This window comes from Facklamia sp. 7083-14-GEN3 (genome assembly GCF_024742075.1).
Lineage (GTDB): Bacteria > Bacillota > Bacilli > Lactobacillales > Aerococcaceae > Facklamia.
In genome coordinates this window covers 635,535-651,668 of sequence record NZ_JANSGD010000001.1, presented here as the reverse complement: position 1 = coordinate 651,668, position 16,134 = coordinate 635,535, and the positions used below count along the sequence as shown (strand labels likewise).

Genomic DNA, 16,134 nt, shown 5'->3' with positions numbered 1-16,134 from the left:
GAAACAAAATGTTTAAAAGAATTCACTTAATCGTTATGGACTCTGTTGGAATTGGTCAAGCTCCTGATGCAGAGGCATTTGGAGATTATGATGTCCATACCCTAGGCCATATTGCGGAAAACTTTAATTTAAGTTTAAATAACATGGCTCAAATGGGTCTGGGTAAAATCGACACAATAAAAGGGGTAGAAGTAGTAGACCAAGCTTCTGCTTATTGGACTAAATTGCAAGAACGTTCAGCTGGTAAAGACACTATGACTGGACACTGGGAAATGATGGGTCTTTATATCGACCAACCTTTTAGAGTTTTTCCTGACGGTTTCCCACAGGAATTAATTGAAAAAATAGAAAAATTCTCCAACCGTAAGGTGATTGGTAACAAGGTGGCTTCTGGAACTGAAATTATCAAAGAGTTAGGTCCTCAGCAACTTGAAACAGGAGCTCTAATTGTCTATACGTCAGCTGATTCTGTTTTGCAGATTGCTGCTCACGAAGAAGTCATTCCCTTGGAAGAACTATACAAAATTTGCGAATATGCCCGTGAGATTACTTTGGAAGATCCTTATATGATTGGGCGGATTATCGCTCGTCCTTATGTCGGTCAAGTAGGTAACTTCGAAAGAACCAGCAACCGTCATGACTATGCTTTGGATCCTTTTGGTAAAACAACGCTTGATTTCTTAAAAGAAGGCGGTAAATCAGTCATTGCAGTGGGTAAAATCAATGATATCTTTAACGGGGCAGGAATTACCCAAGCCATTCGTACCAAGTCTAACATGGACGGTGTCGACCAATTACTCAAAGTGATGGAGCAAGATTTTGAAGGCTTATCTTTCACCAACTTAGTGGACTTCGATGCCAAATATGGACACCGTCGTGATCCTCAAGGATATGGTCAAGCATTAGAAGAATTTGATGCGCGCATTCCAGAACTGATTCAAGCCATGGATAAAGAAGACTTGCTATTAATCACAGCCGACCATGGCAATGATCCAACCTATAAAGGAACTGATCATACACGTGAATATATTCCTTTATTGGCCTTTTCTAAAAAGTTTGCAGCGGGTAATGAATTAAAAGCGCAGCACTTTGCTGATATTGCGGCAACCATTTCAGATAATTTTGGCGTTAAGCAGACAGACCAAGGACAGTCGTTTTTAGCACAATTAAAATAGGAGAAGATTATGTATCAAAAAACTTTAGAATACTTAAAAGAACACGGTATGGTATCTCCTAGAATTGGTTTAATTCTAGGATCTGGTTTAGGAGATTTAGCAGACGAGATTAAAAATCCCGTTAAAATTCCTTACGAGGATATTCCTGATTTTCCAGTATCGACAGTGGAAGGCCACGCTGGTCAATTAGTTTACGGTAGTCTAGCCGGACAAAAAGTGATTGCGCTGCAAGGACGCTTTCATTACTATGAAGGTTATGACTTAGCCACCGTTACTTACCCTATCCGCATTTTTAAAGAATTAGGGGTAGAAAGCTTAATCCTTACCAATGCAGCTGGTGGGGTCAATAGCAGTTTTAAACCTGGAGATTTAATGGTCATCAAGGACCAACTTAACTTTACCGGTGAAAATCCTTTAATTGGTCAAAACAATCCGCAAGGACCACGCTTTGTCGATATGAGTCAGACTTATAGTAAACGAGGCATTCAATTATTACATCAAACCGCTAAGAATCTAGGCTTTAGTCTGCAAGAGGGAGTTTACGCATGGATGACCGGTCCTTCCTATGAAACCCCAGCAGAAATTAGAGCCATCCGTTTGATGGGCGGCGATGCAGTGGGAATGTCTACTGTTCCCGAAGCCATTGTAGCTAGACATGCTGGACTAGAAGTTTTAGGAGTGTCTTGTATTACCAACTATGCAGCCGGTATGCAAGAAACGCTTAATCATGAAGAGGTGATGGCGGTTTCTAAAGAAGTTAAGCCGCGATTTAAGCAATTAATTTATCAAGTGATTGAGCAAATATAAGGTATTGTAAAGCTTTAAGTTGAAATTTCAGCCTTTAAATGGTAATATCTCAAGGAAATCTAAATAGAGATAGGAGGTCGCAAAAAATGCTAGTTAATTCAACGCAGAAGAATGAAAAAGTTGTCTTAGGACTCTTAAGTTTAACCTGCGAAAGTGAAGATCAAATGAATCAAGCAGGCGAAATTTTAACTAAATATCGCGACCAAGAAGGTTTTGACCTTTACTTATATAAAGATCCTGAAACAAGCAACTTCGTGGGTTTAATCGGTGTTGAACAGCGTAAGGTGGAAACTGATCCCCAAGAAAACCTTTCGACTATCATCGTTCACCGTATATCAGTTATTCCTTCCTTTGAAGGAGAGTCCGTAGATTATCTATTATTCAAAGAACTTAAAGAGATGTTTCCACAAATTCAAATCTCTGGTTCCATTCAATCAGAAACCCAAGATATTATTGCGCAATTTGCTGAAAAATATCGTCAGCAAAAACAAGCAAATAGTGAAGGGGAAGCAATTTAATGCAAGAGGATACAACTAATCAAGACTTAACACTTAAATTAACGGCCTTTCAAGGGCCGTTTGATTTGCTTTTACACCTAATTAAAGAACTTGAAGTGGATATCAACGATATCCCTATGACAGAGATTACTGACCAATATCTGACTTATATTCATCAAATGCAAGAATTAGACCTCGATAAGGTTGGAGAATATTTAGTCATGGCAGCTACCTTATTAGAAATTAAAAGTCGTCTGTTGATCCCAATAGAACCGGATGAATTAGAAGATGGTTTAGAAGACCAAGATCCACGCAGTAGTTTGGTTCAGCAATTGCTCATATACCAACAATTTCAGCTAGTAGCGGATGCCTTGGAAGATAAACAAGTGGATCGTAGTAAACACTATTCAAGGTCAGCGGCAGATCTTTCAGCCTTTTTAGCTTTTATTCCCTTGGAAGAGGGGGAACTTTCGCTTGAGCAATTACAAAGTAGTTTGATGTCAGTTATGCAAGCTCAAGACCAAAGGCAACCTAAAGAAAAAGAAATTCATCATGATCAAGTATCGGTGACTGATAAAATCCAATTCATTAGGCAACAGTTTCAAACATTAAAGCCCAATCAGACAATATGCTTTTCGTCTCTATTGTCGAATGGCTCACGACCAGAAATTATTGCTACATTTATTGCCGTTTTAGAAATGGTGCGAAAGCAGGTTCTAGTTTTTCAACAAGAGAGTTATTTAGATATCATTGAACTGCGTTTGAGGGAGGAAGGTTATGCTTAGAAAATTAGCAGGCATTATTTTTGTTGCTGGGGAAGAAGGGGTGACTTTAAATGAGTTATCCACTCTTTTAAATCTAAGTCATTCAGAAATAAAGTCCATGATTGAAGAACTACAGCTAGCTTTAAAAGATCACCCTCTTTCGCCTATCGATTTGGTCAAATTTGGCGACCGCTTCTTGTATGTGACTCAACCAGACTTAGAACCTTTGATTGAGAACTTCGCCCAATCACCACTCCAGCAAAAGTTAAGCCGGCCTGCCATTGAAACGCTGGCTATTGTAGCTTACCGGCAACCGATTACGCGGATGACCATTGATGAAATTCGGGGTGTTTCTTCCCAAGCCATGTTACAAAAATTAGTCAGCCGCGACCTCATAAAAGAGGTAGGTAAGTTAGAGGCACCTGGTAGGCCTATACTCTATGGGGTTACTGATTACTTTCTAAATTACTTTGCTCTATCTTCCTTAGAAGACTTACCGCCGATTGAAGATTTAGCCCTCAACAGTCAAACCGCTTCAGAAGAACTTTTTTCATTAAAGAAATGGGAAATTAATTTATTTGATCACGAAGAATAAGGAGGAAATATGGAAAGACTACAAAAAGTTATGGCTCATGCAGGCATTGCCAGTCGACGCAAGTGTGAAGATATCATTAAAGAAGGCCGCGTCAAGGTGAACGGTCAAGTGGTTCGTGAATTAGGAACCAAAGTCACTTCAAATGATCGTATTGAAGTAGATGAGGTGCCAATTTACAAAGAAGAACCGCGCTATATCTTATTATATAAACCAAAGAATTACATTTCAGCCGTAGCAGATGACAAGGGACGTCCCGTGGTTACCGATTTAATCCATGGTATTGAAGAACGTATCTATCCGATTGGAAGATTAGACTTTGACACCACTGGCTTACTTTTATTAACCAATGATGGCGATTTTGCCAATAAGATGATGCATCCTAAGCATCAGATTGATAAAACATATATTGCTAAATTAGGTGGTATTCCAACTCCTAAAGAATTAAGACAATTAGAAAAAGGCGTGATGATTGACGGTCAAAAGACCTCCAAAGCTAGAGCCCGCCTAATTTCAAGTAATCAAGATAATCGCACAGCTATCGCTCAATTAACCATCCATGAAGGTTGGAACCACCAAGTTAAGAAAATGTTTGAAGCCATTGGTTATCCTGTCTTCAAATTAAAGCGTGAATCATTCGCTTTCCTCGGTTTAGATGACTTGAAACCAGGCATGTGGCGCGAGCTAACAGCTTATGAAGTAGATAAATTAAGTAAGATGGCAGTAGATAGTAACTAGCGACTTGCTTAAATTCGAGATAAATGCTATAATAAATTTAAATTAAATAACGTCTTCGGGGCAGGGTGTAATTCCCGACCGGCGGTAGAGTCCGCGAACCTAGCTGTGGCTGGGTTGAACTGGTGTAATTCCAGTACCGACAGTAAAGTCTGGATGGTAGAAGATAAGATATTGATAAGTTTATGCTTATTTAGGCTACCATCCTCTCAATTTGAGTGGATGGTATTTTTTATCAATAGATACTCCTAAAGACGTAAAAAAGGAGAATCGTTATGAAGAATAGAAAAGTTCAGAAAGTCACACTCTTAGCCATTTTAGGAGCTTGGGCAGTCGTTCTACGTTTTTTTGATTTCCCAATATTACCTTTTGCTCCTTTTCTAAAGGTTGATTTCTCAGACCTCATGGCCTTAATCGGTATGCTCATATATGGACCTCAAGGATTAGTTGCTGTGGCCTTTATCCGTGACTTTGTTAATTATTTACTCAAAGGTGGGGAAGCAGGTATCCCAATCGGGATGATAATGAGTATGACAGCAACCCTAGCAATGTTTTTACCTAGTCATTTTATATTGAAATACTTAAAAGAAAAAGGACAAGTCATTAAATTTACTTTAATTTCTTTGAGTCTTGTCATTAGCTTAACGCTTTCCATGGCTTTATTTAATTACTACTTGGCCTTACCTATTTATGTCAAAGTTATGAATTTTCCCATTGATGATTATATAGCTTATATCCTATCAATCATTATTCCATTCAATTTATTCAAAGGCCTAATCATGGTTGCCGGTCAGTTCTTTGTCATTAAATCAATGAAGACAATTTTTGGTCGTCGCATAAAATTTTATAATGGTTATTTAGGAAAAGGTTACCATTCTGCTACTAAAATATTACAACATCAATAATGAATTTAAATTTTAGGTCAATTGTGTTTGCATCAAGCTTAGAGTTTGCTATAATATAAGAAATTAGACTCATATGCTAACCTAGCCTTTTTAGGTTTGTTGCTATGAATAGATATACTTAATATCGATTAGTGTAGGAGGAAGCTTGATGGCAAAGGATAATGAACGCTTTGATCAACCTCAAGAGAAGGATCAAGGTTTAAATGAAAAAGCAAAAACTAAAAAATTCACGGCCCCATGGAACAATAAGTTTGGTGAGGATGAGAATTTCAAAAATCGTCAATTTTCACGCTCGGCTAGAAATCAACCGAAGCAAGAAGCAACCGTTTTATCTAACGCTTTGCTATTCTTCTTAATTTTCACTTTGATTTTCCCATTTGCATTATATGCTTATATCGACTCACAAAAGAGTGATACGCCTTTAGAAAGCAAAACGGCTGAGCAGGTTGTTCTAAGTAAGAGTACAACTGAAGAAACAACGACAACTAGAGAAGAAGAGCAAACAACAACTAGCGAGGCGGTTACGCGTGAAATCGAAGAAACAACAACGACTCAAGCGCCTATAACTAGTCAAGCACCAGTTGAGACTTCTGCTCAAACACAAGCAGCGTCTACATACCATACGGTAAGCGCGGGAGAATCTTGGTGGTCAATCTCTCAAGCCTACGGTGTTGATGTTTATGATTTGGCGGCCGCTAACGGGACAACAATTGATGGTACCTTGATGCCAGGCTCACAAATTGTCATTCCATAAAAGTAAAAAAAACAAAAATGTTAAGGCTGAGAATCTTCTCAGCCTTTTTATGAGAAAGGAATTAATCAATGTTTTCAATTGCAATCGATGGTCCAGCGGCTTCTGGCAAGTCGACCGTCGCTAAACATATCGCAAAAAAATACCAGCTGACTTATATCGATACTGGCGCTATGTATCGCGCCATCACGTTAGCTTGCCTATTAAATAAAATAAACATTAATGATCCCCATCGGTTAGGAGAAATTTTACAAGCAGTCAGAATTTCTTTTGAAATGGATGGCGATCAACAAAAAGTTTTAATCAATGGTCATGATGTTAGTCAAGAAATCCGTTCGGTGGAAGTGACTCAAAATGTTTCCAAGGTTTCAGCCAATCTAAGCGTCAGACAAGCCTTAGTTAAGCAACAACAAGCGATAGCAAGTGAAGAAGCAGTAGTAATGGACGGTCGTGATATTGGAACAGTAGTTCTACCGGAAGCCAGTCTTAAGTTTTACCTTGTTGCTTCCAGTCTAGTGCGTGCTCAAAGACGCTATGAGGAAAATATAGCTAAAGGCATGGAGACACAATCGCTAGAAGAAATTGAAGCTGAGATTATTAAACGCGACCATTACGATAGTAATCGTCAAAACAGTCCATTGCAAAAAGCAGAAGATGCGATTGAAATTAATACTTCAGACTTATCCATTGATCAAGTGGTTGAAAAAATGAGTGACTATATAGATCCAATAAAATAAAACTATTGAAGGGGAGGCAGATAAAAGCCTCCTCTTTATCTTATTTAAACTACGTTCTTGTATCTATTATGAAGTAATAAATGTCAATGTTAATAAAATTATTGATAATATCAGCTTTATTCTTAATATACGCTAGACGATAACCTTTTCTTTTGTTATAATATTTTTTAGAGTGCTTCCATAGTAGCTATTGTTAGGCTCTATGTAAGTAACAATTTTTATAGGTAACGCTTAGGAGGAACTGGTAGAATGTCAGAGTTTGTTGAGAATAATGAAGTAAATGAAGAAGTAGAATCAACTGAAGAGGTTGAAACTACTCAAGCAGAAGAAAGCAATGGTTCAGAAACTATTGAAACAATGGAAGATGCTTTAGATAGCGTCTTAGATATTAAACGTGGAGACACCGTTTATGGTGATGTTTTAGCTTTTGATGAAAACAACCAAGTACGTGTAGCGATTAAAAATAGCGGTGGATTAGAAGGGGTTATCCCAACTAACGAACTAGCTGCTACACGCGTGGAAGATCCAACGGAAGTTGTAGCGATTGGTGATGAAATCGAATTAGTGGTTATCAAGCCAATTCAAGATAAAGAGAATGGAAACTTCTTATTATCTAAAAAACGTGTCGATGCTAAAAAAGTATGGGCAGAATTAAAAGAAAAATCTGAAAACGGCGAAACAATTGAAGCACCTGTTAAAGATGTTGTTAAGGGTGGTTTAGTAGTTGACGCTGGCGTCAGAGGATTTGTCCCAGCTTCTATGGTAGAAGATTTCTTTGTAGATGACTTCTCACCTTATAAGGGTCAAACATTAGAGTTCAAGATTATTGAAATTGATGAAAACGACAACCGTTTAATTTTATCTCATAAAGAAATTGCACGTGAAAAACGTGATGCTGAACGTGCTGAACGCATGGAACAGTTAGAAGAAAATACAATTGTAGAAGGTAAAGTAGCTCGTCTTACTAACTTCGGTGCTTTCATCGATTTAGGTGGCGTTGACGGATTGGTTCATATCAGCCGTATCGCTCACGAACACGTTAAACATCCAAGTGACAAGTTGACTGTTGGTGATACAATTGAAGTTAAAATCTTGTCAATCGATAAGGAAGAAGGACGTATTTCACTTTCAATCAAGGATACTTTAGAAGGACCTTGGGAAAATATTGAAGAAAAAGCACCAGAAGGTTCTGTACATACAGGAACTGTTAAACGCTTAACTAACTTTGGTGCCTTTGTGGAAGTATTCCCTGGTGTTGAAGGTTTAGTACATATCTCTCAAATTGCTCACGAGCATATTGAAACACCTCAAGATCGTTTAACTGAAGGTCAAGAAGTTGAAGTGAAAGTTCTTTCAACCGATGCAGAAGCTCAAAGATTATCACTTTCAATTAAAGCTTTATTAGATAAGCCTGAAGGATACGAAGAGCCAGTTCGTCGTGAGCGTCAAGAGTCAAATGATTCAGATCGTCCACGTCGTCCAAGAAGAAACCGTAATACAAATAATCAAACAGCTAACCGTTCTAACCAACCACGTCAAAACACTAACTCAATTAATGATGCAGCCAATGAAGGAAGCTTCACATTGGGCGACATGTTAGGCGATGCATTCAAGTCTTTACAAGATGATGCTGAGTAATCGATACTAATAACATTACTTACTCCAATTGTTTCTTCCATTTTGCTGATTAGCTTAATGGGAGAAGCAATTGGTTTTTAATTTATGGAGGTGAAAGCATGGAAATACCAGTAGTTGCTATTGTGGGCCGACCAAATGTCGGTAAGTCCACTTTATTTAATCGATTAATTGGCGATCGTCTTTCGATTGTCGCTGATTATGAAGGTGTGACACGTGATCGTATTTATGCGACCGGTTCGTGGTTAGGTCGCGAGTTTCGACTGATTGATACCGGTGGTATCGATATGAGTGATGAACCCCTTATGCACAAAATCAAATATCAAGCTGAAATTGCAATGGAAGAAGCGGACGTAATAATATTTATGACCTCGAGTCGTGAAGGTGTCACTGATGCTGATGAGGCTATTGCTCATTATTTACATCGCACCAATAAACCGGTAGTATTAGCTGTTAATAAAGCGGATAATCCTGAACAAAGACAAGCAGTCTATGAATTTTACTCTTTAGGTCATGGCGATCCTTATCCCATTTCGTCTTCGCACGGAACAGGAACAGGGGATCTATTAGACCAATTAGTTTCGCACTTCCCAACTGATAGTCCTGATGCAGATGAACGTGAGCGCATTCGCTTTTCTTTTATTGGACGGCCAAATGTTGGAAAGTCAAGCCTAGTGAATGCTTTATTACAAGAAGAACGTGTGATTGTATCCAATATTGAGGGAACAACTCGTGAAGCTGTCGATACGGATTTTGTGAGTCAATCTGGACGTCATTTTACTGTAATTGACACGGCGGGTATTCGTAAGCGAGGCAAGGTCTATGAAAATACCGAAAAATATTCTGTCATGCGAGCCTTATCAGCCATCGACCGTTCTGACATTGTCTGTCTAGTAATCGATGCTGAGACTGGTATTCGTGAACAGGATAAAAAGGTAGCGGGATATGCCTTTGAAGCCAATAAGGGTATTGTTATTCTAGTTAATAAATGGGATGCAGTCGATAAGACAGATAAGTTATTTGAGAAGTTTACCGATGATATCCGTAATGAATTCCAGTATTTATCTTTTGCGCCTATTCTCTTTGTCTCTGCCAAGACGGGGCAACGCTTAGAGAGATTACCGGCTATTTTGGAAGAAATTTATGAAAACCGCTATCGCCGAATTCAATCTTCTGTCTTAAATGATGTCTTGATGGATGCGATTGCCATGAACCCAACGCCTACTGATAAGGGGCGTCGACTTAAGATTTACTATATGACCCAAGTCGCTGTCAATCCACCGACCTTTGTAGTCTTCGTTAATGATACGGAATTGATGCACTTCTCTTATGAGAGATTTTTAGAAAACAAAATGCGTGATTCCTTTTATTTTGACGGCACACCACTCAATTTAATTATTCGAAATAGAAATTAATAAATAACAAGATTTTATTGTAACATCAAGGTCAATTCGTTGTCTTAACCTTGATGTTATGTTATTCTATACAAGAAATAATCATTAAATGATTATTTTCCAATATGTAGAAATAAAGGAGGAGATTTACTAATGGCAAATAAAGCAGAATTAGTAGAACGTGTAGCTGGAAAAACAAACTTAACTAAGAAAGATGTAACAGCAACTGTTGAAGCATTATTCGAATCAGTTCAAGAATTTTTATCTGAAGGTGAAAAAGTTCAAATTATTGGTTTCGGAACTTTTGAAGTTCGCGATCGTGCAGCTCGTAAAGGACGCAATCCACAAACTGGTGAAGAAATCAAGATTGCAGCAACTAAAGTTCCTGGCTTCAAAGCTGGTAAAGCTTTAAAAGATGCAGTTAAATAATTAATAGTCAGATTGGTGATGGAAGCTTTAGCTTTCATCACTTTTTTTCTTTGATACATAATATTTATAAGAAAATAGATTCAGGATACATTATCTATTTGGTTGTCATTCTCTAGCATGGTATAATAGGCTAGACATGGAGGGAGCCAAAATGGATAAATTTTTTGATTTAATGGAGACTACCAATCAGATTGAGGACCAATATAAGCTCTTTAAACGCCAATTAAAAAGAATAGAAAGTCTTGATGAAGCTTTTTTTTATCAATTATTAGAACGAATTGAGTTTTGGGGTCAATCAGGTTACCGAAATCTTCAGATCCAAGCCTATCAAGATCTCTATCAAAAATTTCCGTCTTCACCGCTTGCCTTTCTTTTAGGTCAAAGCTATGCCACTGTTAGTCAATATGATAAGTCCTATCAATGGTTAGATAAAGTTGACAAACAAGACCTTGATATAGAAGGTCGGTTGTTACTAGCGGATGTTAATCTTAAGGTAGGGCATTTAAATGAAGCGCGCAAAGAACTACAAGCTATCATTAATGATTATCCTAGAGACTACCGAGCTTATCATCAAATGAGTGCCTTCTATCGTATACAAGGTATTAACGAAAAAGCAATCTATTATCTTGAGACCTTGATGGAGTATTTTATTTCAGAAGATGATTTTTTAAGGCGCCAGTGGCGGACGGACCTATTAGCCCTTTATTTAAGCAGTGAGAGAATTGATACCGAAAAAATTAACGCCTTATTCAATCAAGATAATGAAGACTTGACGATTGAAACAGCTGATGAATGTTATTTATTGGCGCATTTTTATGCCCAAATGAATGATTTTGATCGATCAAATCATTTCTGCGAGCTGGGTCTCCAACTGGATCCTGATCATTTTGAATTACGACTCTTACAATTAGAAAACTTAACCTATTTGCAAGATTCCGCCGCATTTGCCAGCCATTTAGATCAACTACTAAAAAGCCTTCCACCTTATGATGGATTGGTTATGGATTGTTTGCGTTTGGCTGATCGAATGGGCGTCTATACGGCCAAGCTGATTCAATTATTGGAGGACTATTACCCTTTATTGGATAATGCTGAAGATCAATTTTTAGTTCTCTCCGCCTATGTGACTTATTATATCGATCAAAAAGACTATCAACAGGCAGACTTATTTATGGAAAAGTTTGATTTACAAGCCATCGACGAGTCACTCTTGGCCTATTTAAAAGGGAAAATATTATTTTATCAAGGACAAAAAGAGCAAGCCAAAACTTATTTAGAACTGGCTTGGGACCAACAAGTTCTTGCTAAAGATTTATCTGATATGATCCAACAATTGTCTAATAGCTAGTCAATCATTTGAAAACTTATGAGGGAGGTAAGACCATGGAAGATATTCAAGATAAACATTTATTTTTAAATTGGATTATTCTCAACCATCCCCATCCCAATCGCGAGATAATGATATTTTTAGCCTACTTACAAATGAAACCCAGTGAGCTTCAATGGATTGAATTCTCACATGATGTGATATATGCCCCAAGAGGGATTAAGATAGCTTATCCGCCTTTGCAAGACCAGGCTTTGGTTTATTATAAAGAAGATTATATTTACCATCGAATTGATCAAGCCTTTCATGATTTTCGCTTGAACTCTCTTAAAAAGGATCAGCCTTTTTATTTAGAATTTGATATAGCTGATTATCAATTAGAAGCTATGCAAAGGGGTGTCTTAAAAGAGAATCCTTTTGTTCCTATTCAAATGAAAGATTTAGATCAAGTCAATCAAAGCTTAGATCAGATTAGCCGCCAAGCTTATAAACGAATAATTATGAATAAGATTAATGACGCATTAGAAAAAAATAATTATGATAAAATTGATCGATGGATTGATCAATATCGATCCGGTTTGGAGTGATAATATGCAAATATCTTTACAAGATCCGCTTTTTCAAGCATCCATTCCTGTATTAAACAAAATTGAGTCTCATGGCTATGAGGCTTATTTTGTTGGAGGTGCTATTCGGGATGTTCTTTTAGAAAAAACGATAGGGGATATTGATATTGCTACGTCCGCATTCCCTCAAGAGATTCAAACCATCTTTCCTAAACACTTTGATGTAGGGATTGAGCATGGCACCATTGTAGTTTTATATCAAGGAAACTCTTATGAAATAACTACTTTCCGAACCGAATCGACTTATTCTGATTACCGTCGTCCTGATCATGTCGAATTTGTTAGAAATCTCAAATTAGATACTTTGAGACGAGATTTCACTATCAATGCGATGGCAGTTGATGCCAAGGGCGAGCTATATGATTTTCATGGTGGCTATCAAGACCTAGAAGATAAGCTGCTGAGAGCAGTCGGGTTACCATTAGAGCGTTTCCAAGAAGATGCCTTAAGAATCATGCGGGGCATTCGCTTTGCTTCTCAGTTAGGTTTTCAATTAGAAGAGCAAACCTTCGAGGCTATGTCTCAATTAGCTAGCAATTTTTCTAAGATTTCCATTGAACGTATTCGAATTGAATTGGAAAAGATGATGGCAGGATCTTATCTATCACAGACCATTCCGTTCTTTAAAAATGCCAAGTTGGAGAAGTCTTTCCCTCAAGCCAATCAATTTGATTATGTACAAGGTTTATCATATTTATCCCATCAAACGCGGGGGCATCAAGGCCTAAGCCCACTAATTACTTGGTCATTGTTATTAAAGGGAATGGAAATCAATGATGAAAAAACGCAAAGAAGATTGATGAAGCAGTGGACCTTATCTAATCGTTTAATGGACCAGGTAGTCGCTTTCTTAAAGCTTAACCATGAAATTATCCAACAGACCTTAACCATCGAAACTATCTATGACTATGATCAAGTGGTGATTGATCATATGTATAATTATTTAGAAATCACAAATCAAATGGCTACAAAAAATGAAATGGAAGAATTAATAAATAACTTACCTATTAGAAAGCGGCAAGAATTAGCTGTTAATGGCAAACAAATTATGCAAGTTCTTAAAATGGAAAAAGGCGGGCCAGTGATTGGACAATTGCTCGACCAAATCGAAGCAAAGGTAATCAGAAAAGAATTAGTTAATCAAACGGATGCGATTATTAACTGGCTTAAAAATAATAAAAATTCTTAGAATAGAGGAGGGACTTCATGAAATATGCCATCGTCGACTTAGAATCAACCGGGCCACGTCTGGACAGTGGAGACAGAATTATTCAAATTGGAGCGGTTATCATTGATCAAGGTCAGGTTATTGGCCAATATGAAATGTTGATTAATCCTGAACGTGAGGTCCCACAAAATATTCAACAATTAACCGGTATCTCGCAAAAAGAGGTCGATCAAGCACCTCGTTTTGAATCGGTGGCAAACTTATGGTTTAAGCGTTTGGAGGATTGCCTCTTTATAGCGCATAATCTCAACCATGATTTAACCTTTATGCAGCATCATTTCCAAGCATGTGGTCTTGACTTTAACCCTTTAGCCATCGATTCAGTAAAGTTAGCTAAAATCATCTTTCCTCAGGCCTTAGGATTCAATCTAACAGACTTGAGCCTGTATTTAGATATTCCCTTTACTCAGGCCCATCAAGCCCTAGCAGATGCTCAAATTACCGCAAAAATACTAAATGCCATGGCTAGCAAATGGATGCAACTGCCAGATCAAACGCAAACACTTTTATTGGATTTGGCTCAGGCTTTAGATAAACAAGAAATAATTTTCTTCCAACAACCGAAGCAATTCATACTCAATCAAGAATCAGACGCGGAATTAGATGAAAAACCAACGCTTGATCAAGGAGACCTTTTAAAGCCTAAAGCAAAAGCTCAGGTTAATTGGTTGTTAGAAAAAACGCAAACTACCAATCGATTAGTAGTAGAAGGGCAATGGCGGCCGATTGATCCACTAGTGATTAAGCATTGGTTACTTGCCGTCTTGCGTGAAGAAAAAGCCTCTCTGGTGTTAGCTGTTTCTAGTCAATCGGCTCTTGAAGAGTGGGCTACTTTCTTAAAGCGAGAAGACATTACTTTTAGTTTCTTATTGAGACCGAGTCAATATTTACATTTAGATCATTTTAAGTGCTACCTTGATCAAGTGGTGATTTCCCAATTAAATCAGCAAGAAATTCTGGTAATTGCTTCTACCTTGGTTTGGTTAGAAGAGACCAAAACAGGGTTACTGATGGAAATGAACCATGAATTGAAGATTAAAGACCAAATCAAACGTTTTAATCAAGGGCTTTATCCTAATTATAAAGCATCCTTTTTTTACCAAAAAGCCCTATCTAACCACCAAAATCAAGCGGTAGTGCTGACTCAAACCGGCTATTTGATGGAAGAAGCTAGTCAAGAGGCACGCTTTAATAAACATGAGATTTTAGTATGTGATAATCTTAGTTTATTAACAAGGCAATTGTCCTTTTTCCACCAAATCCAGTTGGCTTACAGTCAACTCTTAATTATATGCCAACAAGTCTTGGATATCTTATACCATCAAGACCGAACCCATCCTTCCATTCAAGCTTCAATCTTAAGAATGGATCATTTAATTAATTTAATCCGTCAAGTTTTGAATCTTTTGGAGAGTGAAGTTCAAGACAGACATTTTCAAGTAGTTGATCGTGAATTAATAAGGGAAGTCAAAGTATCCTTGACAACCACTCAAGCTATCTTAAGCATTCAACAGCAAATGCATAAAGCACTGAAGAATTTGCTGCAAGAACAAGCTTTAAAAGATCTTTCAGTAAATAATCCGCATCACCTTAAAGTTAAAACGGTTCATTTACAGGCCTTCTTAAATAAATTAGACAACTTCCAAGCTAAGATGGGTCAATCTGAAGGCTATTTAACTATCCGTGTGAGTCAAATAGAAGACCGCTACTATCAATTTCAACTGACTTGGAAGCCGATACGTCTAGTTCAAGAATACCAACAAGCTTTTGAAAGCTTTAAACAAGTCTTACTCTTTAGTCCAGGTGATTTGCACTTCCGCTTAAATAGTGGTAGCTATTACCAGTTAGGTCTTGATCAATATACTTATTTGCAGTTACCACAGCAATCTGAAAAGCTAGCCATTCAAGTACCTTTTGATTGGATTGCTAAGGATAGTCAAAATCAACAACGAGACATAGAACAAGGGCGTTTAATCGGAGAGAATGTGCTTGAAAGTATTCAAGCAGAGGACCTTCCTCCTTTAAGTTTAATTATTGTCAATAATCGCCAACAAGCCATTGACGTTTATCGCCAAATAAAAGGCAAGTTAAAAAAACAAGAACAAGTTCGTCTCTTAGGCCAACATGTCTCTGGATCCTTAAATAAAATAAGACGATTAGCTATGGATGATTGTGATACGATTTTGGTTATTCAATGGCAGTCGCTCTTAAATGAAAATTGGACCCTGGATAAAAGGCCATGCCAAATTTTCTGGTTACGGCTACCTTTTAGGTCCTTAGAAGATGCTTATATTCTAGCTTTGTCGGGCCACTTGAATATTCCATTCGATTTAATCTTTGACCACTTGTTAATTGATCGCATGTTAGTCGACTTTTCCATAGCCTTCGACTATTTAGACCGCCACTTTAACTGTCAAAATTTCTGTTTATTAGATGATCGTGTCTTTACCAAATATTATTCTAAAGAAATCAGACAGAAGCTTGAACATCTAGTAGAATTTAATTTACAATAAGGGATAGAATATTTTAGAG

At 37.5% G+C, this 16,134-nt stretch carries 16 protein-coding genes and 1 riboswitch; all 16 genes read left to right on the top strand.

Translation table 11 applies throughout. The features are described 5' to 3' along the window. Positions 1-8: 8 nt before the first annotated feature. Complete coding sequence (deoB, locus tag NW240_RS03065; RefSeq protein ID WP_258435986.1) at positions 9-1,175, top strand: phosphopentomutase; 1,167 nt, start codon at positions 9-11, stop codon at positions 1,173-1,175. Between the two features lie 9 nt (positions 1,176-1,184). Further along, a complete protein-coding gene (locus tag NW240_RS03060) occupies positions 1,185-1,982 on the top strand; it encodes a purine-nucleoside phosphorylase (protein WP_258435985.1) in 798 nt (265 codons plus the stop codon). 86 nt (positions 1,983-2,068) lie between these two features. Next, positions 2,069-2,500 carry a hypothetical protein gene (locus NW240_RS03055; protein ID WP_258435983.1) on the top strand — a complete coding sequence of 144 codons (432 nt, stop codon included), beginning with the start codon at positions 2,069-2,071 and terminating at the stop codon, positions 2,498-2,500. Then, positions 2,500-3,264 (top strand): ScpA family protein, encoded by a 765-nt coding sequence (locus NW240_RS03050; protein WP_258435982.1) that lies wholly within the window; start codon positions 2,500-2,502, stop codon positions 3,262-3,264. The genes NW240_RS03055 and NW240_RS03050 overlap by 1 nt, the downstream gene beginning before the upstream one ends. After that, the gene (gene scpB, locus NW240_RS03045; protein ID WP_258435981.1) at positions 3,257-3,838 is read left to right on the top strand and encodes an SMC-Scp complex subunit ScpB; all 582 of its coding nucleotides are present in this window, start codon (positions 3,257-3,259) and stop codon (positions 3,836-3,838) included. Before NW240_RS03050 ends, scpB begins: the two co-directional genes overlap by 8 nt. Positions 3,839-3,847: 9 nt before the next feature. Beyond that, entirely contained in the window at positions 3,848-4,573 is a 726-nt protein-coding gene (locus NW240_RS03040) for a pseudouridine synthase (protein WP_258435980.1), read from the top strand. A gap of 47 nt (positions 4,574-4,620) precedes the next feature. Then, positions 4,621-4,742: riboswitch (FMN riboswitch) on the top strand. 103 nt (positions 4,743-4,845) lie between these two features. Next, positions 4,846-5,475, top strand: a complete 630-nt coding sequence (locus NW240_RS03035) for an ECF transporter S component (protein WP_258435979.1) — start codon at positions 4,846-4,848, stop codon at positions 5,473-5,475. A 148-nt stretch (positions 5,476-5,623) separates the two neighbouring features. Continuing rightward, positions 5,624-6,229 (top strand): LysM domain-containing protein, encoded by a 606-nt coding sequence (locus NW240_RS03030; protein WP_258435978.1) that lies wholly within the window; start codon positions 5,624-5,626, stop codon positions 6,227-6,229. 68 nt (positions 6,230-6,297) lie between these two features. Further along, on the top strand, positions 6,298-6,963 hold the full coding sequence (gene cmk, locus NW240_RS03025) for a (d)CMP kinase (protein WP_258435977.1): 666 nt from the start codon (positions 6,298-6,300) through the stop codon (positions 6,961-6,963). A gap of 357 nt (positions 6,964-7,320) precedes the next feature. Continuing rightward, positions 7,321-8,601 carry a 30S ribosomal protein S1 gene (rpsA, locus tag NW240_RS03020; RefSeq protein WP_258436265.1) on the top strand — a complete coding sequence of 427 codons (1,281 nt, stop codon included), beginning with the start codon at positions 7,321-7,323 and terminating at the stop codon, positions 8,599-8,601. A 98-nt stretch (positions 8,602-8,699) separates the two neighbouring features. Continuing rightward, entirely contained in the window at positions 8,700-10,013 is a 1,314-nt protein-coding gene (gene der / locus NW240_RS03015; protein ID WP_258435976.1) for a ribosome biogenesis GTPase Der, read from the top strand. Between the two features lie 132 nt (positions 10,014-10,145). Continuing rightward, positions 10,146-10,421 carry an HU family DNA-binding protein gene (locus NW240_RS03010; RefSeq protein ID WP_090288994.1) on the top strand — a complete coding sequence of 92 codons (276 nt, stop codon included), beginning with the start codon at positions 10,146-10,148 and terminating at the stop codon, positions 10,419-10,421. Between the two features lie 151 nt (positions 10,422-10,572). Next, positions 10,573-11,769: a lipopolysaccharide assembly protein LapB gene (locus NW240_RS03005; RefSeq protein WP_258435975.1), complete on the top strand. Its 1,197-nt coding sequence runs from the start codon at positions 10,573-10,575 to the stop codon at positions 11,767-11,769. A gap of 35 nt (positions 11,770-11,804) precedes the next feature. Continuing rightward, complete coding sequence (locus NW240_RS03000; protein ID WP_258435974.1) at positions 11,805-12,335, top strand: YpiB family protein; 531 nt, start codon at positions 11,805-11,807, stop codon at positions 12,333-12,335. A 4-nt stretch (positions 12,336-12,339) separates the two neighbouring features. Beyond that, on the top strand, positions 12,340-13,563 hold the full coding sequence (locus NW240_RS02995; RefSeq protein ID WP_258435973.1) for a CCA tRNA nucleotidyltransferase: 1,224 nt from the start codon (positions 12,340-12,342) through the stop codon (positions 13,561-13,563). A gap of 17 nt (positions 13,564-13,580) precedes the next feature. Next, positions 13,581-16,115 carry an exonuclease domain-containing protein gene (locus NW240_RS02990; protein ID WP_258435972.1) on the top strand — a complete coding sequence of 845 codons (2,535 nt, stop codon included), beginning with the start codon at positions 13,581-13,583 and terminating at the stop codon, positions 16,113-16,115. Positions 16,116-16,134: the final 19 nt, after the last annotated feature.

Excerpts from the sequence above, each read along its gene's own strand:
- NW240_RS02995 (WP_258435973.1), top strand. The coding sequence starts at position 12,340 with ATGCAAATATCTTTACAAGATCCGCTTTTTCAAGCATCCATTCCTGTA.
- NW240_RS03010 (WP_090288994.1), top strand. The coding sequence starts at position 10,146 with ATGGCAAATAAAGCAGAATTAGTAGAACGTGTAGCTGGAAAAACAAAC.
- NW240_RS03060 (WP_258435985.1), top strand. The coding sequence starts at position 1,185 with ATGTATCAAAAAACTTTAGAATACTTAAAAGAACACGGTATGGTATCT.
- NW240_RS03040 (WP_258435980.1), top strand. The coding sequence starts at position 3,848 with ATGGAAAGACTACAAAAAGTTATGGCTCATGCAGGCATTGCCAGTCGA.
- NW240_RS03055 (WP_258435983.1), top strand. The coding sequence starts at position 2,069 with ATGCTAGTTAATTCAACGCAGAAGAATGAAAAAGTTGTCTTAGGACTC.
- rpsA (WP_258436265.1), top strand. The coding sequence starts at position 7,321 with ATGGAAGATGCTTTAGATAGCGTCTTAGATATTAAACGTGGAGACACC.
- NW240_RS03050 (WP_258435982.1), top strand. The coding sequence starts at position 2,500 with ATGCAAGAGGATACAACTAATCAAGACTTAACACTTAAATTAACGGCC.
- NW240_RS02990 (WP_258435972.1), top strand. The coding sequence starts at position 13,581 with ATGAAATATGCCATCGTCGACTTAGAATCAACCGGGCCACGTCTGGAC.
- NW240_RS03030 (WP_258435978.1), top strand. The coding sequence starts at position 5,624 with ATGGCAAAGGATAATGAACGCTTTGATCAACCTCAAGAGAAGGATCAA.
- deoB (WP_258435986.1), top strand. The coding sequence starts at position 9 with ATGTTTAAAAGAATTCACTTAATCGTTATGGACTCTGTTGGAATTGGT.
- der (WP_258435976.1), top strand. The coding sequence starts at position 8,700 with ATGGAAATACCAGTAGTTGCTATTGTGGGCCGACCAAATGTCGGTAAG.
- NW240_RS03005 (WP_258435975.1), top strand. The coding sequence starts at position 10,573 with ATGGATAAATTTTTTGATTTAATGGAGACTACCAATCAGATTGAGGAC.
- NW240_RS03035 (WP_258435979.1), top strand. The coding sequence starts at position 4,846 with ATGAAGAATAGAAAAGTTCAGAAAGTCACACTCTTAGCCATTTTAGGA.
- cmk (WP_258435977.1), top strand. The coding sequence starts at position 6,298 with ATGTTTTCAATTGCAATCGATGGTCCAGCGGCTTCTGGCAAGTCGACC.
- scpB (WP_258435981.1), top strand. The coding sequence starts at position 3,257 with ATGCTTAGAAAATTAGCAGGCATTATTTTTGTTGCTGGGGAAGAAGGG.
- NW240_RS03000 (WP_258435974.1), top strand. The coding sequence starts at position 11,805 with ATGGAAGATATTCAAGATAAACATTTATTTTTAAATTGGATTATTCTC.